Origin of the sequence: Streptomyces sp. NPDC012827 (assembly GCF_042900905.1) — a bacterium.
GTDB lineage: Bacteria > Actinomycetota > Actinomycetes > Streptomycetales > Streptomycetaceae > Streptomyces > Streptomyces gulbargensis.
Genome location: NZ_JBIBBY010000001.1, coordinates 551,995 through 569,485, shown reverse-complemented (window position 1 = coordinate 569,485; position 17,491 = coordinate 551,995). Strand labels below are relative to the sequence as shown.

Annotated in this window: 21 protein-coding genes; 12 read left to right on the top strand and 9 right to left on the bottom strand. The window is 73.0% G+C overall.

Features of this window, described 5'->3' with window-relative positions:
* The first annotated feature begins 16 nt into the window (after nt 1-16).
* Together ACFY60_RS02535 and ACFY60_RS02530 are read left to right on the top strand one after the other, a co-directional pair.
* Complete coding sequence (locus ACFY60_RS02535) at nt 17-430, top strand: hypothetical protein (protein WP_388607418.1); 414 nt, start codon at nt 17-19, stop codon at nt 428-430.
* Nucleotides 427-1,011 (top strand): DNA-3-methyladenine glycosylase I, encoded by a 585-nt coding sequence (locus ACFY60_RS02530; protein ID WP_309052757.1) that lies wholly within the window; start codon nt 427-429, stop codon nt 1,009-1,011. The genes ACFY60_RS02535 and ACFY60_RS02530 overlap by 4 nt, the downstream gene beginning before the upstream one ends.
* Nucleotides 1,012-1,034: 23 nt before the next feature.
* On the opposite strand, the gene ACFY60_RS02525 is transcribed toward ACFY60_RS02530, so the two are convergent.
* Nucleotides 1,035-1,838, bottom strand: coding sequence for an enoyl-CoA hydratase/isomerase family protein (locus ACFY60_RS02525; RefSeq protein ID WP_388607420.1), 804 nt, complete (start codon nt 1,836-1,838; stop codon nt 1,035-1,037).
* Between the two features lie 312 nt (nt 1,839-2,150).
* Here ACFY60_RS02525 and ACFY60_RS02520 point away from each other — a divergent pair, with 312 nt between their 5' ends.
* Nucleotides 2,151-2,318, top strand: a complete 168-nt coding sequence (locus ACFY60_RS02520; RefSeq protein WP_073809075.1) for a DUF3117 domain-containing protein — start codon at nt 2,151-2,153, stop codon at nt 2,316-2,318.
* A gap of 122 nt (nt 2,319-2,440) precedes the next feature.
* On the opposite strand, the gene ACFY60_RS02515 is transcribed toward ACFY60_RS02520, so the two are convergent.
* Nucleotides 2,441-3,106, bottom strand: a complete 666-nt coding sequence (locus ACFY60_RS02515) for an O-methyltransferase (protein WP_345287126.1) — start codon at nt 3,104-3,106, stop codon at nt 2,441-2,443.
* A gap of 142 nt (nt 3,107-3,248) precedes the next feature.
* Between ACFY60_RS02515 and sigE the strand changes: the two genes are divergently transcribed.
* The 5 genes from sigE (at nt 3,249) to ACFY60_RS02490 (ending at nt 8,069) form a co-directional block, all read left to right on the top strand.
* On the top strand, nt 3,249-4,007 hold the full coding sequence (gene sigE / locus ACFY60_RS02510) for an RNA polymerase sigma factor SigE (protein WP_388607422.1): 759 nt from the start codon (nt 3,249-3,251) through the stop codon (nt 4,005-4,007).
* Nucleotides 4,004-4,924: a zf-HC2 domain-containing protein gene (locus tag ACFY60_RS02505; protein WP_388607424.1), complete on the top strand. Its 921-nt coding sequence runs from the start codon at nt 4,004-4,006 to the stop codon at nt 4,922-4,924. Before sigE ends, ACFY60_RS02505 begins: the two co-directional genes overlap by 4 nt.
* 76 nt (nt 4,925-5,000) lie before the next feature.
* Complete coding sequence (locus ACFY60_RS02500; RefSeq protein ID WP_388607425.1) at nt 5,001-6,797, top strand: S1C family serine protease; 1,797 nt, start codon at nt 5,001-5,003, stop codon at nt 6,795-6,797.
* Nucleotides 6,798-6,888: 91 nt separating this feature from the next.
* Nucleotides 6,889-7,368 (top strand): sec-independent translocase, encoded by a 480-nt coding sequence (locus ACFY60_RS02495; protein ID WP_309055156.1) that lies wholly within the window; start codon nt 6,889-6,891, stop codon nt 7,366-7,368.
* Between the two features lie 74 nt (nt 7,369-7,442).
* On the top strand, nt 7,443-8,069 hold the full coding sequence (locus ACFY60_RS02490; RefSeq protein ID WP_388607427.1) for a hypothetical protein: 627 nt from the start codon (nt 7,443-7,445) through the stop codon (nt 8,067-8,069).
* A 65-nt stretch (nt 8,070-8,134) separates the two neighbouring features.
* Here the strand turns inward: ACFY60_RS02490 and ACFY60_RS02485 are convergent, their stop codons facing one another.
* Genes ACFY60_RS02485 through ACFY60_RS02475 form a run of 3 tightly spaced genes read right to left on the bottom strand, consistent with a single transcriptional unit; the run spans nt 8,135 to nt 11,146 of the window.
* The gene (locus tag ACFY60_RS02485; RefSeq protein WP_388607429.1) at nt 8,135-9,268 is read right to left on the bottom strand and encodes an Mrp/NBP35 family ATP-binding protein; all 1,134 of its coding nucleotides are present in this window, start codon (nt 9,266-9,268) and stop codon (nt 8,135-8,137) included.
* Nucleotides 9,269-9,312: 44 nt separating this feature from the next.
* Nucleotides 9,313-9,873: a DUF1003 domain-containing protein gene (locus ACFY60_RS02480; RefSeq protein ID WP_309051580.1), complete on the bottom strand. Its 561-nt coding sequence runs from the start codon at nt 9,871-9,873 to the stop codon at nt 9,313-9,315.
* Nucleotides 9,866-11,146, bottom strand: coding sequence for a magnesium transporter MgtE N-terminal domain-containing protein (locus ACFY60_RS02475; RefSeq protein WP_388607432.1), 1,281 nt, complete (start codon nt 11,144-11,146; stop codon nt 9,866-9,868). Before ACFY60_RS02475 ends, ACFY60_RS02480 begins: the two co-directional genes overlap by 8 nt.
* Nucleotides 11,147-11,415: 269 nt before the next feature.
* On the opposite strand from ACFY60_RS02475, the gene ACFY60_RS02470 reads away from it, so the two are divergent.
* On the top strand, nt 11,416-12,204 hold the full coding sequence (locus tag ACFY60_RS02470) for a hypothetical protein (protein ID WP_388607434.1): 789 nt from the start codon (nt 11,416-11,418) through the stop codon (nt 12,202-12,204).
* 105 nt (nt 12,205-12,309) lie between these two features.
* On the opposite strand, the gene ACFY60_RS02465 is transcribed toward ACFY60_RS02470, so the two are convergent.
* The 3 genes from ACFY60_RS02465 to ACFY60_RS02455 all read right to left on the bottom strand — a co-directional run bounded on the left by ACFY60_RS02465 (nt 12,310) and on the right by ACFY60_RS02455 (nt 13,639).
* On the bottom strand, nt 12,310-12,816 hold the full coding sequence (locus tag ACFY60_RS02465) for a hypothetical protein (protein ID WP_388607435.1): 507 nt from the start codon (nt 12,814-12,816) through the stop codon (nt 12,310-12,312).
* Between the two features lie 98 nt (nt 12,817-12,914).
* The gene (locus ACFY60_RS02460; protein WP_388607437.1) at nt 12,915-13,313 is read right to left on the bottom strand and encodes a VOC family protein; all 399 of its coding nucleotides are present in this window, start codon (nt 13,311-13,313) and stop codon (nt 12,915-12,917) included.
* A gap of 77 nt (nt 13,314-13,390) precedes the next feature.
* On the bottom strand, nt 13,391-13,639 hold the full coding sequence (locus ACFY60_RS02455; protein WP_388607439.1) for a hypothetical protein: 249 nt from the start codon (nt 13,637-13,639) through the stop codon (nt 13,391-13,393).
* 109 nt (nt 13,640-13,748) lie between these two features.
* On the opposite strand from ACFY60_RS02455, the gene ACFY60_RS02450 reads away from it, so the two are divergent.
* A complete protein-coding gene (locus ACFY60_RS02450) occupies nt 13,749-14,408 on the top strand; it encodes a TetR/AcrR family transcriptional regulator (RefSeq protein WP_388607440.1) in 660 nt (219 codons plus the stop codon).
* A 24-nt stretch (nt 14,409-14,432) separates the two neighbouring features.
* Here ACFY60_RS02450 and ACFY60_RS02445 read toward each other — a convergent pair whose 3' ends face one another.
* The gene (locus ACFY60_RS02445; protein ID WP_388607442.1) at nt 14,433-15,560 is read right to left on the bottom strand and encodes a magnesium and cobalt transport protein CorA; all 1,128 of its coding nucleotides are present in this window, start codon (nt 15,558-15,560) and stop codon (nt 14,433-14,435) included.
* Between the two features lie 423 nt (nt 15,561-15,983).
* Here ACFY60_RS02445 and ACFY60_RS02440 point away from each other — a divergent pair, with 423 nt between their 5' ends.
* A complete protein-coding gene (locus tag ACFY60_RS02440; RefSeq protein WP_388607444.1) occupies nt 15,984-16,568 on the top strand; it encodes a suppressor of fused domain protein in 585 nt (194 codons plus the stop codon).
* A gap of 226 nt (nt 16,569-16,794) precedes the next feature.
* A complete protein-coding gene (locus ACFY60_RS02435; RefSeq protein ID WP_388607446.1) occupies nt 16,795-17,433 on the top strand; it encodes a DUF6758 family protein in 639 nt (212 codons plus the stop codon).
* Nucleotides 17,434-17,491 lie beyond the last annotated feature (58 nt).

Genomic DNA, 17,491 nt, shown 5'->3' with positions numbered 1-17,491 from the left:
CGGGGAAGAGGCGCGCGTGTTCTGGTTTCTGCTCATCACGATGGTCGTGGTCGTGGCCGCCGTGACCCTGGCCGTCGTCGGCGGCGGCGACAGCGAGGTGCTGCCCGAGGTGGCGCCCGAGCAGCTCGTCGACCCCCTGCCGGTCACCCGCCCCGTCGACCGCGCCGACGTGGAGGCGCTCCGGCTGCCCGTGGCCGTCCGCGGCTACCGCATGGAGGACGTGGACGACGTCCTCGTACGCCTCGGGGCCGAGCTCGCCGAGCGCGACGCCCGGATCGCGGAGCTGGAGGAGGCCCTCGCCGGCGCGGTCCCGGGCCGGACCGCCGGCGGCGACGGCGCGGGCGTCCAGGACTCCGGCGCCGCGCCCGGCCCCGGACCCGCGCCCGGCCCCGTGTCCGGCTCCGGTGGCGCGGAAGGGGAGCGCGCGTGACCGGCGAGGCGATCCCCGGGCCGGACGGCCGACTGCGCTGCCCCTGGGGCCTGTCGGCCCCCGACTACGTGACGTACCACGACGAGGAGTGGGGCCGCCCCGTCCACGGCGACGACGCCCTCTTCGAGCGGCTGTGCCTGGAGGCCTTCCAGTCCGGCCTGTCGTGGATCACGATCCTGCGCCGCCGCGAGGGCTTCCGGCGCGCCTTCGCCGGTTTCGAGATCGCCGCCGTCGCCGCCTTCGGCGAGGCGGACCGCGAGCGGCTCCTGGCCGACGAGGGCATCATCCGCAACCGCGCCAAGGTAGACGCCACCCTCGCCAACGCGAAGCTGCTGGCGCAGTGGTCCCCGGGCGAGCTGGACGGGCTCATCTGGTCGTACGCCCCCGACCCGGCGCACCGTCCCGTCCCGCGCACGGTCGCGGAGGTGCCGGCCGTCACCGAGGAGTCGACGGCCCTGTCCAAGGCGCTCAAGAAGCGCGGCCTGCGCTTCGTCGGCCCCACCACCGCCTACGCCCTCATGCAGGCCTGCGGCCTCGTGGACGACCACGTGACGGGCTGTGTGGCCCGGGGCGGGAACTGACGCCGGCCGCCCCGGGCGGCCGGTCACCGGCCCTTGTACGCCGGCTTCTCCTTGGCGACGAAAGCGCGCACCGCGATCGTGTGGTCCTCCGAGGCGCCCGCGAGGGTCTGCAGCTCGTCCTCCTTGTCGAGGGCCTCGGTGAGCGAGTGGTCGGCCCCGTAGGCGAGGGACTCCTTCAGGGCGGCGTACGCGACGGTCGGCCCCTGCGCGAGGCGGCGGGCCACCTTCTCGGCCTCGGCGGCCAGCTCGGCCGCCGGGACGAGACGGTTCACGATGCCCAGCTCGTACGCCTCCTGGGCGCTGATCGAGCGCGGGAAGAGGAGCAGGTCCGAGGCGCGGCTCGCGCCGATCAGCCGCGGCAGCGTCCAGGACACGCCCGAGTCCGCCGTCAGCGCCACGCCCGCGAAGGAGGTGTTGAACGAGGCGGTGTCCGCGACGACCCGGTAGTCCGCCGCGAGGGCGAAACCGAGGCCCGCGCCCGCCGCGACACCGTTCACGCCCGCCACGACGGGCTTCTTCATACCGGTGAGGGCCCGCACGATCGGGTTGTAGTGGTCCCGGACCGTCGTCATGGTCTCCCGGGTGCCGGACTCGGCGTCCTGGAGCAGCAGGCCCACGTGCTCCTTCAGGTCCTGGCCCACGCAGAAGGCGCGGTCGCCCGCGGCCGTGAGCAGCACCGCCCGTACGGCCGGGTCGGCGCCCGCCGCCTCGGCCGCGTCCCGCAGGGCCACCTTGGCCGCCACGTTCAGGGCGTTCATGGCCTCGGGCCGGTTGAGGGTGATGGTGGCGAGCCCGTCGCTCACCTCGTACAGGACCGTGTCGGCCATCGGGGACCCCTTCGCCTCTTTGCGTCGTTGACCCGCCCAGCATGGCGGAGATCATCCCGGCCGCCCATGTGAGCTGCGTCAAAGAATTCCGGACGCCTTGGTGACGCGCGGCGGCGAAGTATCGCAGGCGGATCGCCGAAATGAGGGGTTTTGCGGAAGCGCGTTGCGCAAGCGATGCGGATCGATGTTGGTCATCGGGTCCTGCGATGCGGGATAATGACCTGGAAGCAATGTGTTCGAAGCCGGTGACGCGTGCTCCATCCCATGGAGCTGCCCGGCTGCGATGAGCTGGTTTCAGGAAGGGGAACGAGCATGGCGGCCATGAAGCCGCGAACGGGTGACGGCCCGCTCGAGGTGACCAAGGAGGGGCGGGGCATCGTCATGCGCGTTCCGCTCGAAGGCGGCGGTCGGCTTGTCGTCGAGCTGACCCCGGACGAGGCCCAGGCACTGGGCGACGCCCTGAAGCAGGTCGTCGGCTGACGCGTACACGACTCTTCACCGCTGCCCCGGACGGCTCCGCCGCTCCGGGGCAGTGGTGTCTCGGCGGAGGGATCCGGGGCCCGTGCGGCTCCCGTGGGTCTCCGGGTCCCGTGCGGCCCGGCTCAGCCCCGGCGCACCGCGCACAGGAGGCCGTCGCCCACCGGCAGCAGCGTCGGCAGCAGCTCCTGGCTCTCCCGCACCGCGCGCAGCAGCTCCCGCACCCGCTGCACCTCGGCCGGCTGGGCCGAGGAGTCCACCGTACGGCCGTCCGCGAAGACGCCCTCGAAGCAGACGACCCCCCCGGGCCGCAGCAGGCGCAACGATTCAGCGAGGTAGTCCAGGTACTCCAGCCGGTCGCCGTCGCAGAAGACGAGGTCGTACCCGCCGTCCGCGAGCCGGGGCAGGACGTCCAGGGCGCGCCCGGGGATGAACCGCGCCCGGTTGCCGGCGAATCCCGCCGCGCGGAACGCCGTCTTCGCCACCTGCTGCCGCTCCGGCTGCAGGTCGACCGTCGTCAGGACCCCGTCCGGGCGCATCCCGAGCAGCAGATAGATGCCCGACACGCCGGTGCCCGTCCCGATCTCCGCCACCGCCTTGGCGTCCGCCGACGCGGCGAGCAGGCGCAGGGCCGCGCCCGTACCCGGCGACACCGAGGGAAGCCCCGTCTCGCGGGCCCGCTCCCGGGCCCAGCGCAGAGCTTCGTCCTCGGCGACATAGGCGTCGGCGAACGCCCAGCTCGTCTGCCGGTTGGCGGTAATGGCCCTCTCCTGTCCCCGTAGTTGACGCAACGGTGACTGTATCCGCTGTCAGCGGGAACCCGCAGATGGGACCGGGCGTTCACAGAAGGCGGAGGGTGAGCCCGGTCAGCCGGACGAGCCCGTCCCAAATTCGCGTAAAGATTCTTATCCGGAGCTAACGGGCGAGGTGGCTATGGTAGGGGCTCCGCTGGACACCACCAGAGCCGACAGGGGAGGTGCGGCTACGCCTGTGGATCGGGGAGGAGTGCTTCGGCGTCTTCTCAGGTCGGCGGGTGAGCCGAAATCCGTGACCGACACCGCTGACCGTATCCGCACCGCCGACTCCGCACCCACCACCGCGACCTTCGCATCGGATGCGGAATCGCAGGCGTGGACTCCGCCCAGCTGGGAGGAGATCGTCAGCACCCACAGCGGCCGCGTGTACCGCCTCGCCTACCGTCTGACAGGCAACCAGCACGACGCCGAGGACCTCACCCAGGAGGTCTTCGTCCGCGTCTTCCGCTCGCTGTCGACCTACACCCCCGGCACCTTCGAGGGCTGGCTGCACCGCATCACCACCAACCTCTTCCTCGACATGGTCCGCCGCAAGCAGCGCATCCGCTTCGACGCGCTCGCCGACGACGCGGCCGAGCGGCTCCCCAGCCGCGAACCCTCGCCGCAGCAGGCCTTCAACGACACGCACTTCGACGCCGACGTGCAGCAGGCCCTGGACACCCTCGCGCCCGAGTTCCGCGCCGCGGTCGTCCTCTGCGACATCGAGGGCCTCTCCTACGAGGAGATCGCCGCCACCCTCGGCGTGAAGCTCGGCACCGTCCGCAGCCGCATCCACCGCGGCCGCTCCCACCTGCGGAAGGCGCTCAAGCACCGCTCGCCCGAGGCCCGGGCGGAGCGTGCGCTGGCCGCCGTCGGATGGGAGGCCGGGACAGCGTGAGCGGCACACGTCCCTCCTCGCCGACCCCCGCGGAGCACCACCTGGGGGACCGGCTCGCCGCGCTCGTCGACGGCGAACTCGGTCACGACGCCCGTGAGCGGGTCCTGGCCCACCTGGCCACCTGTGCCCGCTGCAAGGCCGAGGCCGACGCGCAGCGCACCCTCAAGAGCGTCTTCGCCTCCTCGGCGCCGCCCGCACCGTCGGAGGGTTTCCTCGCACGCCTCCAGGGGCTGCCCGGGGGACCTCCGGGAGCACCGGCGGCCCCCGGGGGCCCTGGTGAACCCGCCGCGCCGCGAGGCCCCCTGGAGGAGTTCCTCGGCTCCGCGGGCCTGAAGTCCGACGGCTTCGCCACGGCGGCCGTCGCCACGCCCGCCCCCGGCACCGGGCGCGGCTTCCGCATCCACGAGGTCGACCGCGGCCCCGGACTGCCCGGACGCGGCCGGCGCTTCGCCTTCGCCGCGGCCAGCGCCGTCTCCTTCGCGGCCATAGCCCTCGGCGGCACCCTGCCGCTGGAGTCCTCCGTGAACGCGAGCGGTCGCGGACAGGGCACCGGCAGCGCGATCACCCCGCTGCGGGCGAGCGCCTCCGCGACCGGACCCGGCGCGAGCACCGTGCGCGGCGCCCGCTCCGGGGAGCGCTCCACCGGCGCGCAGTCCCTCGCGGGCGAGGCGCCCCCCTTCGCCGCCCGGCCGCTCACCGCGCCGCGCGGACCGCTGGCACCCGGCCACGTCCCGCCCGTCGCGCACTCCGCCCCGTCGCCGCTCCTGGCGGTACGGCTCCAGAACCAGGCGGCGCACCCGCCGTTCGCGCTGTCCCCCTTCATACGGCCGACGGGCCCGGTCCCGCATCTGGCCCTCGGGCCCGTGCCGAGCCCCGCCCCGGGCCCGTCCACCCTGCCGCTCGGCTCCCCCCGCTGACCCGCGACCTGGTTGAATCCTGGGGCAGGGGCCCCGAGCCAGGGGCGCGCACGGGTCAGCGGTTTGCGGGGAGAGCATGAACGACGGGAAGCCGAACTGGTGGAGCCGGCCTTCGACGGCCCCGGAGGCGGCGCGGATACCCTCGCCGCCCCCCGCGGACGACGACTTTCCCCTCCAAGCCCCTCGGCCCGCCTCACCGGCGCAGGCCCCCGAGCCTGCCCCGCCGGCGGTCGACCTGACGAAGGACGGCCCGGCCGGTGAGCCCGTGGGCGCCCCCGCCGGGGCCCCGGCCCTCGACGCCGTACCGGCGCCGGCCGCGCCCGCCGGGCAGGACCCCGCGCCCGCCCCGCCGGCCGTCGACCTGACGAAGGAGCGCACGTCGGTGGCGGACGAGCGCCCGGGGGAGCCGCACGGACCGCTCGCTCCGGTCGCGCCCGCGGGCCTGCCGCCGCACGACGCCGACGCCGCGCCCGCCCCGTACGACGGCCGCGACGAGCCCCCGGCCCCGCCGGCTCCGCAGCCGCTGCACGCGCCCGACGAGTACCGGACGCCGCCCTACGGGGAGCCCGGGCCGTGGGCGCCCGCGCCGCCCGTGCAGCGGCCGGCCGCCGCCGTACCGCCGCAGGCCGTACCCGCGCCCGCCGCGCCCGTACCCCACCCGCAGCCGCAGACCGTCGCACCCGCGCCGTGGGTGCAGTACGACCCCTGGGGCACCGGCCCCACCGGCGTCACCCCGGTGGCGCCGCCCGCGAGGAAGAAGCCCGGCAAGGGCCTCGCCCTCGTCGGCGCGCTGCTCCTCGCGCTCGTCACCGGCGTCATCGGCGGGGGCGTCGGCGCCTACGTGGAGCGCCACGGCGGTCTCACCACCGTCGAGCTGCCCCAGGCCGAGGCCGCCGACACCGGCCGCGCACCCGAGAGCGTCGCCGGCATCGCGGCCAGCGCGCTGCCGGGCGTCGTCACCCTCCACGTCAGCGGCGGCGGGGGCGCCGGGACGGGCACCGGCTTCGTCCTCGACACCAAGGGCCACATCCTCACCAACAATCACGTGGTCGACGGCGCCGGCTCCTCCGGCGACATCACGGTCACGTTCTCCAGCGGCGAGAGTGCCGACGCCGAGCTCGTGGGCAAGGACGCCGGGTACGACCTCGCCGTCGTCCGGGTGACCGGTGTCTCCGGTCTCAAACCGCTGCCGCTCGGAAACTCCGACAACGTCCGCGTCGGCGACCCCGTCGTCGCCATCGGCGCCCCCTTCGACCTCTCCAACACCGTCACCTCCGGGATCATCAGCGCCAAGGAGCGCCCGATCACCGCCGGCGGCGAGAAGGGTGACGGCAGCGACGTCAGCTACGTCGACGCCCTCCAGACCGACGCGCCCATCAACCCCGGGAACTCCGGTGGGCCACTTCTCGACTCCCGGGCCCGCGTCATCGGCATCAACAGCGCCATCCGCGCGGCCGGCGGATCCGGTGACGGCGAAGGGGGCGGTGAGCAGGCCGGCTCCATCGGCCTCGGCTTCGCCATACCGATCAACCAGGGCAAGCGGGTCGCCGAGGAACTCATCAATACCGGCAAGGCCACCCACCCCGTCATCGGTGTGAGCCTCGACATGCAGTTCAACGGCGACGGCGCCCGCGTGGGGGAGAAGGGCAAGGACGGCGCGCCGTCCGTCACCCCCGGCGGCCCCGCCGCCCGGGCCGGGCTGCGGCCGGGCGACGTCATCGTCCGCGTCGACGGCCAGCGGGTCCACAACGGCGAGGAGTTGATCGTCAAGATCCGCGCCCACCGTCCCGGCGACCGACTCGAACTGACCCTGAAGCGGGGCGGCCGCGAGATCACCAAGACACTGACGCTCGGTTCCTCCCAGGGCACCTGAGCGGCATGTGGAGGACACCGCGAGGTACCCGTCCGGCAGTTTCGGCGGGTACCGTGGACGGGGCCCTTGACCGGCATGAAGGAGCTACTAGGTGTTCACCGACATAGGCGCACTCGAGCTGGTGACGCTCGTCGTGCTGGCCGTGCTCGTCTTCGGGCCGGACAAACTGCCGAAGGTCATCCAGGACGTCTCCCGTTTCATCCGGAAGGTCCGTGACTTCTCCGACAGCGCGAAGGAAGACATCCGCAGCGAGCTGGGCCCGGAGTTCAAGAACTTCGAGTTCGAGGATCTGAACCCCAAGACCTTCATCCGCAAGCAGCTGGACGGCAACGAGGACCTGCGTGAGCTCAAGGAGCTGCGCAGCACCTTCGACCTCAAGAAGGAGATGAACGAGGTCGCCGACGCCGTCCACGGCCGGGAGTCGCAGCCCTCCTCCCTCACCGGAGCCCCGGCCGCCGGCACCGCCGTGAACGGTGCTCCCGTCACCGCCGTGAACGGCTCGCCCGACCTCGTGAAGAAGGACCGGCCGGACGCCGGCGAGCGCCCGCCGTACGACTCCGACGCGACCTGACGGCGGGCTGTCACCGGCCAGGCACTCCCCGGTGGCTATCCTCGCTCTGTCGAACGAACGAGGAGGCGGCCGAGATGGAGACCACGAGTCGGGCGGAGGGTGCGCGGGCGGCCCGGCGTTCCGCCGAGAGCTATCTGCGCGCGTCCTTCGCCTGGTACGGCCTCGACGAGGCTTTTACCGGGCCGCGCTGGCTCATGCAGGTCGGGACCGCGGCGGACGGCACCGTGCAGCACGGTTCGACCGGCCACGGCGACGAGCCGTCGATAAAGTCCGACGCGAGCACCACCGAGAAGGAACGGTTCGCGGTCGTCGTGACGGTGGCGGCGAGCCCCGTACGGCGCACCGGCGACGGCACCGGCGTCCTCGAGGCCACCACGGTCTCCTCCGCCGCCTGGCTGGCCGGTTCCGGGCTCCTCGCCCACACCTGGCCCGCCTCCCTCGACCACGCGCTGCGCGACCACTGGCTGGACCAGCAGACCGAGACCGCGTTCGAGCTGGCCGACGACCTCACCGGGCCCGCCTGGTCGACGCTCTCGCTGCCCGTGGACGGCGCGCCCGTGCCCTTCCACTACCGCGAGACCGAGTTCGGCTGGGTCCTCGCCGGCTCGGCCTCGGGCGTGCACCTCGGGGCGTACGGGCGGGGCATGAGCGCGTACGGCCTCGGCTTCTCGCAGATCAAGGACCTCGGCGCGTACGCGTAGCACCGGGGCACGGGAAAGGGGCGCCCCCGGACGGGGGGCGCCCCTTCGCCGTACGCTCGGCCGCGTCAGAACTTGTTGCGCGGCGTGATGCCCAGGCTCATGCCGGAGAGACCGCGCTGGCGGCCGCCCAGCTTGCCGGCGATCGCGCGCAGCGCCGCGCCGGCGGGGGATTCCGGGTCCGACAGGACGACCGGCCTGCCCTCGTCGCCGCCCTCGCGCAGCCGCACGTCGATCGGGATCGAGCCGAGCACGGGAACGGTGGCGCCCGTGGTCCTCGTCAGGCCGTCCGCGACCTTCTGGCCGCCGCCCGTGCCGAACACGTCGACCATCTCGTCGCAGTGCGGGCACGGCAGACCCGACATGTTCTCCACCACGCCGACGATCTTCTGGTGCGTCTGCACCGCGATCGAACCGGCCCGCTCGGCCACCTCGGCCGCCGCCTGCTGGGGGGTGGTGACGACGAGGATCTCCGCGTTCGGGACCAGCTGCGCGACCGAGATCGCGATGTCACCGGTGCCCGGCGGCAGGTCGAGCAGCAGGACGTCCAGGTCGCCCCAGTACACGTCCGCGAGGAACTGCTGGAGCGCGCGGTGCAGCATCGGGCCGCGCCAGACGACGGGCGCGTTGCCCGGGGTGAACATGCCGATCGAGATGACCTTCACGCCGTTCGCCGACGGCGGCATGATCATGTTCTCGACCTGGGTGGGACGGCCGTCCGCGCCCAGCATCCGCGGCACGCTGTGGCCGTAGATGTCGGCGTCGACCACACCGACCTTCAGACCGTCGGCGGCCATCGCCGCCGCCAGGTTCACGGTCACGGAGGACTTGCCGACGCCGCCCTTTCCGGAGGCGACCGCGTACACCCGGGTCAGCGAACCCGGCTTCGCGAACGGCACCTCCCGCTCCGCCGTCGTCCCGCGCAGCGCCGCCGCCAGCTCCTTGCGCTGCTCGTCGCTCATCACGTCCAGCGAGACGTCCACACCGGTGACGCCCTCGACCCGCGACACGGCCTCGGACACGCGCTGCGTGATGGTGTCGCGCATCGGGCACCCGGACACCGTCAGATAGACCGTCACCGCGACCCGGCCGTCCGGTCCGATCTCCACCGACTTCACCATGCCGAGCTCAGTGATCGGTTTGTTGATCTCGGGGTCGTTCACCGTCGCCAGTGCCTCGAGCACCGCGTCTTCCGTAGCCATACGACAGATGGTACGGCGACGACCACCGGCCCATGAAAGGGCTGTCAACGGTCGGGTACGTCACTGTGCCGGCCGCCCCCGGACGGGAATAGATCCCGGTCCTCCAGCTCCTTCACCAGATCCTGGAGCTCCGAACGGATCCAGTCCCGCGTGGCGACCTCCCCCAGGCCCATCCGCAGGGCCGCGATCTCCCGCGTCAGGTACTCGGTGTCCGCGATCGACCGCTCGTTCTGCTTCCGGTCCTGCTCCAGGTTCACCCGGTCCCGGTCGTCCTGCCGGTTCTGCGCGAGCAGGATCAGCGGAGCCGCGTACGAGGCCTGGAGGGAGAGCATCAGGGTCAGGAAGATGAACGGGTACTCGTCGAAGCGCAGCCCGGCCGGCGCGGAGACGTTCCACACCACCCACGCGATGATCATCACCGTCATCCAGACGATGAACCGGCCCGTCCCCAGGAAGCGGGCGATCCGCTCCGACAGCCGCCCGAAGGCCTCGGGGTCGTACTCCGGCAGCAGCCGGGGCCGCCGGATCCGGGGCTGGTCGAGCCGGATCCTCGGCAGCTGCCGCTCCCGTTGCTCGCGGTCGCGCTCCTGCGTCCGGTCAGCCACCCTGCACCCCCTCCTCGTGGAACTCCGTCTCCCGCCAGTCCTCCGGCAGCAGATGGTCCAGTACGTCGTCCACGGTGACCGCGCCCAGCAGCGAACCGCTCTCGTCCACCACCGGCGCCGCCACCAGGTTGTACGCGGCGAAATAGCTGGTCACCGCCGGCAGCGGGGTGGCCGGGCCGAGCGGCGGCAGGTCACTGTCCACCAGCGCGCCGACCAGCGTGAACGGCGGGTCGCGCAGCAGCCGCTGGAAGTGCACCGTGCCCAGGTACTTCCCCGTCGGCGTCTCGTCGGGCGGCCGGCACACGTACACCTGGGCGGCGAGCGCGGGGGACAGGTCCTGCTGCCGCACCCGGGCCAGCGCGTCCGCCACCGTGGCGTCCGGCCGCAGCACGATGGGCTCCGTGGTCATCAGACCGCCCGCCGTGCGCTCCTCGTACGCCATGAGCCGCCGCACGTCCGCCGCGTCGTCCGGCCGCATCAGCGTCAGCAGCCGCTCCTTGTCCTCCTCCGGCAGCTCCGACAGCAGGTCGGCCGCGTCGTCCGGGTCCATCGCCTCCAGGACGTCGGCCGCCCGCTCCTCCTTCAGCTTGCCCAGGATCTCGATCTGGTCGTCCTCGGGCAGCTCCTCCAGGACGTCCGCGAGCCGGTCGTCGTCCAGCGCCGCCGCCACCTCGGCGCGCCGCTTGGGCGACAGGTGGTGCAGCACGTTGGCCAGGTCGGCGGGCCGCAGCTTCTCGAAGGTCGCGACCAGGTTCTCGGCGCCCTGGCCGTGCTCCTCCAGGGAGAATCCGCTGACGGCCGACCACTCCACGGTCAGCGTCTCGCCCTTCCGGCGCAACGCCCCGCCCTTGCCTCGCCGCACGAAGACCTTGTCGATCTCCCAGTCCCGGCGAGCCGGCAGCTGCTGGATCGACACGTCGAGGACGGTGACCTCCTCGCCCTCCCGCCCGTCCGGGCCCACGAGCCGCACCCGCCGGTCCAGCAGCTCACCGAGGACGAGCCGCTCCGTCGGCCGCTGCTCGAACCTGCGCATGTTCACCACACCCGTGGTGATGACCTGGCCCGACTCCACACCGGTGATGCGGGTCATCGGCACGAACACCCGGCGGCGGCTGAGCACCTCCACCACCATCCCGAGCAACCGGGGAGGCCTGCGTCCCACCCGCAGCATGGCCACGAGATCGCTGACCCGGCCCACCTGGTCGCCGACCGGGTCGAAGACCGGGACACCGGCCAGGTGGGAGACGAAGATGCGGGGGGCGCCTGCCGCCATGCCACGCGCCTCCTCGGTGCCGCACGATTCCGGTTCTCGCAGAGCCGTTGCCGGGCTTTGCCGGTTTCAGGCTAGCCCGTGCCGTTCCGCCCCGCTCCGGCAGCACCTCCGTACGGCTGCCGCAGGAGCGGTCCCCCGGCCCGGGTACGCTGCGTCTGCCGTTCCCCCCAACCGGCCCCGGCGCTCGCCCGGCCGTGAGCGGCGACCCTCGCCCCCGCGCCCCGACGGGCATGCCCGCGGGCCCCCCACCGACACGAGAGGCAGCGCAGATGACCGTCCTCGTCCCGTCATCGCGTACCCCGGCAGCGCGCGTCCAAGCGGCACGGCTGCGCAGAGCCGTCGCCCCGCTGGCGCTCTGCGCGGGTCTGACGGTGGGGCTCGCCGCCTGCGCCGCCGACCCGGACGAGGGGACCAACGGGGTCGGCCGGCTCTCCGCGCCCGAGATCGAGCGGAAGGCCCGTTCGGCGGCGGACGAGGCCCGGGCCGTGCGGCTCGCCGGCACCTTCGTCAGCAAGGGCGGCACGTACAAGCTCGACATGCGGCTCAAGCAGGACGGTGCCACCGGCTCGGTGCGGACGAAGAACAGCACCTTCGAGCTGCTCCGCGTCGGCGACGCGCTCTACATGAAGGCCGACGCCGGATTCTGGACCCACGACGACAAGGCGTCCGGCGAGCCGACCGAGTCCGACTCCGAGGCCGCCGACAAGCTCGACGACAAGTACGTGAAGGTCCCGCAGGACGATCCTTCCTACCCGCGGCTGCGCGGCTTCACCGACATGGACCTCCTCCTCGACGGTCTGATCGGCATCCACGGCGAGGCCGTCAAGGGCGACCGTGACCAGATCGGCGGCACCCGCACGATCAAGGTCAAGGGCGGCCAGGGCGGCGAGGGCGGCACGCTCGACGTGGCGCTGGACGGCACCCCGTACCCGCTCCGGCTGGCCCGGGGCGGGGGAGCGGGCCTCGTGGTGCTCTCCGAGTGGAACAAGGACTTCCCGCTCACCGCGCCGTCGAAGGAGGAGACCCTCGACTACGGCAAGCAGCTTCCGCGCGCCTAGCCGTCCGCCCGGCCGCGGAACATCCCGGCGTCAGGGCCGCTCAGGCGCGCCCCGCGCCTGGCCGTCCGTCCGCCCGGCCGAGTACCGTCCCGGTGCCGGGGCCGTTCAGGCGCGGCGCTTGCGGAGCAGCAGCTTCGGCAGGGCCGCCGGCACCGGGCGGCGGGTCGTCGCCCCGGTGGGCAGCGGTGCGGCGGCCAGGGAGCCGTCCGGCAGCTCCGTCGTCGCCGCACGCGGTTCCAGCCGCAGCACCCGGCACTCGCGCGCCCAGCGCCCCGGCATCGCCTCGCCGTCCGGAGCGTTCAGCCGCTTGCCCTTCAGCTCGGCCACGGCCGCGTCCCACTCCTCGGAGCCCGCCGGGATCTCCCGTACGAAGGCCGTCCAGGACACCAGCCGGCCGCCCTTGTCCTTGCTGCGCACGGTCACCTCGGCCGTACCGCCGTCGGCCAGGCCGGGCAGCGGCTGCTCGCCGGGGCCGTCGCCGACGACGTACGCGGCACCGTCGTGCCAGACGTGCCAGAGCGCGCGGGCGGGGCCCGTGCCCCGCACCCACACGAGGCCGGACTTCTTCGTGGCCTCCTCGACGAGGGCGCCGGTGAGCAGCGTGTCGGTCATGGCGGCAGCCTATCGGCCGACCGCCCCGCGGCGCCGGGCCGTCCGCGCCGCGCCCCCGCTCCTCCGCCCCGGGCTCCCCTCCTTGACGCGGGCCGCTCCTAGACCGGGTTCGACGGGGTGACCCACTCGACGAGCTGGACGACTATGCCGTTCGGATCCGTCATCTGGAACAGCCGCTCCCCCCACGGCTCCTCGCGCAGCGGCATGGTGATCGGCGCTCCGGCCTCGCGCAGCCGGCGCTCCTCGGCGTCGAGCCCGCTGACGGTGAACGCCAGGATGACACCCTCCGCCCGCCGGTGCCGCTGCTCCGGGGGCAGGACCTCCGTGCCCGTCCGCAGCAGCACGATGTCGGCGGCCGGGTCGGCTTCGCCCCGCGAAAGCGAGGCGAAGCCCTCGGCGGCCATCGCGACCTCGTAGCCGAGGTGGGTCCGGAAGAACTCACGCGAGGCGTCCACATCGGCGACGGTGAGGGAGAGGGTGGAAGTGGTGACGTTCACGGGACTCCTGGCGTGGTGGGTGCGGCTACGGCTGCGGCCGGGCGTGGTGGTGGGGCGGGGGGGCGGAGGGTGACGCTTCAGAACGTGCGACGCGGAGCCCGGTGGAGGGGCCGGGCCGCCTTGGTGCCGCGGCCGCGCGGTATCGGGCGCTGGGCGGGGGCGCGGAGCTCGGCTCCACGGCCCCGCACGGCGGGCGGGCCGGAGAGGGGGGAGAGCGCGGAAAGGCTCGCGGTGGCTCCCGCGGCCGTGCCGGGGGTGGTCGGGGCGGCGGGCTCGGAAGTGGCGTCCGCCCGGCGGGCGAACGGGGTGGCGTCGAGGGCGCGCATGGGCGGATGACGTCCTTTGGCTCGGGAGGAATATTGCGACGGATGTAACTTTACGCAGAGGCGCCCGAGTAGCGCAAGACTAATTTTGCGCCGGGTGTAAGATTCCCTCATGAGTACCGAGCTGGGACTCCGGGAGTCCAAGAAGCAGGAGACACGGCAGCTGATCTCCGACTGCGCCACCCGGCTCTTCGTCGAGCAGGGGTTCGAGCAGACGACCATCACCGAGATCGCGCACGCGGCCCGCGTCGCCAAGAAGACGGTGACCAACTACTTTCCGCGCAAGGAGGACCTGGCCCTCGACCATCACGAGGCCTTCACCCAGGGCCTCGCCCGTACCGTCGCGGACCGCGAGCCGGGCGAGGCGCCGCTCACGGCGCTCGAGCGGGCGTTCCGGGCCACGCTCGCGGAGCACAGCCCGGTCGCCGGCTTCACCGGCCCCGAGTTCGCCCGCATGATCGCGGACAGCCCGACGCTCACCGCCCGGCTGCGCGAGCTGCACGACCTGCGCGAGGAGGCCCTCGCCCGAGCGCTCGTCGCCGCCTCCGAGGCGGAGGGAGAGGAGGGGGAGGAGCGGGAGGGGGGCTCGGGAAGCGTCACGGCGATCGAGGCCCGGGCCGCCGCCGCGCAGATCGCCGCCGCCGACCGCCTCCTGTTCCGGCGGATACAGGAGCTCACCCTGGCCGGCCGCACGGACGACGAGATCGAGGCCGCGCTCGTGCCCGAGACCGACCACGTGTACGGACTGCTGAGAGCCGCCCTCCAGGCCTGAGGAGGACGGCCGGCCGCTCGCGGCCTACAGCCAGCCGTTGCGCTTCAGGGTGCGGTGGATGGTGAAGCAGACCGCGATGATGCCGGTGAGGACCATCGGGTAGCCGTACTTCCAGTGCAGCTCGGGCATGTGGTCGAAGTTCATGCCGTACACACCGCAGACCGCCGTCGGGACGGCCACGATGGCCGCCCACGAGGTGATCTTGCGCATGTCCTCGTTCTGGGCGACGGTGGCCTGCGCCAGATTGGCCTGGAGGATCGAGTTCAGGAGCTCGTCGAATCCCACGACCTGCTCCTGGACGCGGGCGAGGTGGTCGGCGACGTCACGGAAGTACTTCTGGATGTCGGGGTCCACGAGCCGCATCGGACGCTCGCTCAGCAGCTGCATCGGGCGCAGCAGCGGGGTCACCGCCCGCTTGAACTCCAGCACCTCACGCTTGAGCTGGTAGATGCGCCCCGTGTCCGTACCGCGTGTGGAGCCCTTCGTCGCGGGTGAGAAGACATCGATCTCCAGCTGGTCGATGTCCAGTTCCACGGCGTCGGCGACCGCGATGTAGCCGTCCACCACGTGGTCGGCGATGGCGTGCAGGACGGCGGACGGCCCTTTGGTGAGGAGCTCGGGCTCGCCCTGGAGGCGGTGGCGGAGGTTGCGCAGGGAGCCCTGGCCGCCGTGCCGGACGGTGATGACGAAGTCGGGGCCGGTGAAGCACATGACCTCACCCGTCTCGACGACCTCGCTGGTCGCGGTCAGTTCGGTGTGCTCCACGTAGTGGATCGTCTTGAAGACGGTGAAGAGGGTGTCGTCGTACCGCTCCAGCTTGGGCCGCTGGTGGGCGTGCACGGCATCCTCGACGGCCAGCGGGTGCAGCCCGAACTCGGCGGCGATGACCGCGAATTCGGCCTCGGTCGGCTCGTGCAGGCCGATCCACGCGAAGCCGCCGCTCTCGCGGACGTGACGCATCGCGCCCCGGGGCGTCAGGCAGTCGCGGTCCTCGACGCGGAGCCCGTCGCGGTAGACGGCGCAGTCGACCACGGCACTGGAGGCGGAGTGGTCACGCGTCGGGTCGTAAGCGGTGTACGTGGTGGGCGTCTTGCGCAGGGAGTGGCGCAGGCCCGGACGGACGGCGGCGCGCAGGTCACGAATCATCGACATGGGCATGCTCCTTCACGGAGAGGCCGTCGGCGCGCGACACGTGGCACAGCCCGGAATGAGGACGTGGAGCTACGTCGTCCACAAAGCGGGCGGCACCGGCAGGGCGCGGTGACGGCGTTCGCTACAGACAGGCAAAGGCGAAAGTGCTCTTCCGTCGTGCGAGATGCCGGAGAGGTCGGGTCCGAACGGACCCCGGGTCACCGGAGGGTGCAGCGCACCGGGCTCGAGTACGGAGCGGCGAAAGAGCGGCTGGTACTGCCCGACCGACTTCGGTCCATCGCAGTCCCACCTCCTCCGGCCGGTCCCTCGTGAGGGATGACGTGTGACGAGCAGTCGGGAATCCCGACCAGTGGCCAACACTATCAGCCGACCGAGGGTCAATCCCGTCCCTTGCCCATTCCCGACGGGATCTATGCTCGCCGCATGGGAGAAGTTCTTGCACTGGTCGAGGCCCGGCTGCGCACGGCGCTCGGCGAACCGGACGCGAGGGCCGCGGTGACGTTCCTCGGCACGGACCGGATCGAGGTGCTCCGCTTCATGGACGGCGATCTCGTGCGGTACGCCACCCTCGGCATGTCCGCACAACCGATGGCCGACCCCACCTCCGCCCTCGCCGACCCCGTCAAGGGCCCCCGCGCGGAACTCGTCCTCACCGTGCGCGGCGGACTCGCCGAGACCGACAAGGTGCTGCGCCCGCTGGCCGTCCTCGCCGCGACCCCGCAGGTCGAGGGAGTGGTCGTCGCCCCGGGCGCGTCGCTCGACGTCGGCGAACCGCTCTGGCCCGGCGCCCCCTTCAGCTCCGTCCTCGTCGCCGAGTCCGGCGGCCTCGTCGAGGATCTGGAGCTCGACCACCCCATGGACCCGGTGCGCTTCCTGCCGCTGCTGCCCATGACCGCGAACGAGGCCGCCTGGAAGCGGGTGCACGGGGCCCAGGCCCTGGAGGAGCGCTGGCTCATCCAGGGCACCGACCTGCGCGACCCGCTGCGACGCTCCGTGAACCTGGACTGAACCTCCGCGCCACCGCGAGGAGTTCGGGACGAGTCCGGCCCGCGGCCACGGGGCGCCGCCCGCTGCCCCGGTCCGGGGCGGTCACGGCGAGTGAGGGGCGGACGCGCTGCGCGTCCGCCCTCCCCGGCGGCGCCGGGAGTACCGAGGGTGAACGGCTCCCGCCGGACGGGTGATCATCCGGAGGCGTCCTTGACGCGGAGCGGATGGGGTAGGACCGTTGAGCCCTATGAGGGGCGAACCCAGTTGCCCGAAGTGCGGTGGCCGGGTCAGGGCGCCCGGTCTCTTCGCCGACTCCTGGCAGTGTGATGTCCACGGCTCGGTGCATCCGCTCCAGCCCGTGATCCCGCCCAGCGTCGAAGCCCTCGGCGTCGTCGTCCACCGGTCCCACGTCCCGGTCTGGATGCCGTGGCCGCTGCCCGTCGGCTGGCTGTTCACCGGTGTCGCGTACGCCGGGGACGACCGCAGCGGCGGACGCGCGACCGCCGTCGCCTGCTCGGGGCCCGGCCCGCTCGGCGGAATCGGCGAGCTGCTCCTGATCGCCGAGGAGCTCGGCGTCGGCCTCGGTGCCCGGTACGCCGGGATCGACGGCCCCGACCCCGGCCCCGGCATGGCCATCGACAAACCGCCCCAGGCGAAAGTGCTCGCCGCCGGGCGACCCACCCCGCTCTGGCACGTCACCGGCGCCCCGCACGACCGCGCCGTGTTCGCCGGCGAGGCGCGTGGCCTCTGGCTGTGGGCGATCGTCTGGCCCGAGCAGTCCGGCCTGCTCATGTACGACGAGCTGGTCCTGACGGATCTGCGCGACGCGGGTGCCGAGGTCGAACTGCTGCCCTGCGGGGCGCTCACCCCGCGACTGCTCTCCTGAGGCCCGGGACACGACCGAAGCCGCCTCGCCGGCACCGTCCCGCGAGCGCAGGGGCGGC

Excerpts from the sequence above, each read along its gene's own strand:
- ACFY60_RS02525 (WP_388607420.1), bottom strand. The coding sequence starts at position 1,838 with ATGGCCGACACGGTCCTGTACGAGGTGAGCGACGGGCTCGCCACCATC.
- ACFY60_RS02520 (WP_073809075.1), top strand. The coding sequence starts at position 2,151 with ATGGCGGCCATGAAGCCGCGAACGGGTGACGGCCCGCTCGAGGTGACC.
- sigE (WP_388607422.1), top strand. The coding sequence starts at position 3,249 with ATGGTAGGGGCTCCGCTGGACACCACCAGAGCCGACAGGGGAGGTGCG.
- ACFY60_RS02500 (WP_388607425.1), top strand. The coding sequence starts at position 5,001 with ATGAACGACGGGAAGCCGAACTGGTGGAGCCGGCCTTCGACGGCCCCG.
- ACFY60_RS02490 (WP_388607427.1), top strand. The coding sequence starts at position 7,443 with ATGGAGACCACGAGTCGGGCGGAGGGTGCGCGGGCGGCCCGGCGTTCC.
- ACFY60_RS02485 (WP_388607429.1), bottom strand. The coding sequence starts at position 9,268 with ATGGCTACGGAAGACGCGGTGCTCGAGGCACTGGCGACGGTGAACGAC.
- ACFY60_RS02475 (WP_388607432.1), bottom strand. The coding sequence starts at position 11,146 with ATGGCGGCAGGCGCCCCCCGCATCTTCGTCTCCCACCTGGCCGGTGTC.
- ACFY60_RS02470 (WP_388607434.1), top strand. The coding sequence starts at position 11,416 with ATGACCGTCCTCGTCCCGTCATCGCGTACCCCGGCAGCGCGCGTCCAA.
- ACFY60_RS02465 (WP_388607435.1), bottom strand. The coding sequence starts at position 12,816 with ATGACCGACACGCTGCTCACCGGCGCCCTCGTCGAGGAGGCCACGAAG.
- ACFY60_RS02455 (WP_388607439.1), bottom strand. The coding sequence starts at position 13,639 with ATGCGCGCCCTCGACGCCACCCCGTTCGCCCGCCGGGCGGACGCCACT.
- ACFY60_RS02450 (WP_388607440.1), top strand. The coding sequence starts at position 13,749 with ATGAGTACCGAGCTGGGACTCCGGGAGTCCAAGAAGCAGGAGACACGG.
- ACFY60_RS02445 (WP_388607442.1), bottom strand. The coding sequence starts at position 15,560 with ATGTCGATGATTCGTGACCTGCGCGCCGCCGTCCGTCCGGGCCTGCGC.
- ACFY60_RS02440 (WP_388607444.1), top strand. The coding sequence starts at position 15,984 with ATGGGAGAAGTTCTTGCACTGGTCGAGGCCCGGCTGCGCACGGCGCTC.
- ACFY60_RS02435 (WP_388607446.1), top strand. The coding sequence starts at position 16,795 with ATGAGGGGCGAACCCAGTTGCCCGAAGTGCGGTGGCCGGGTCAGGGCG.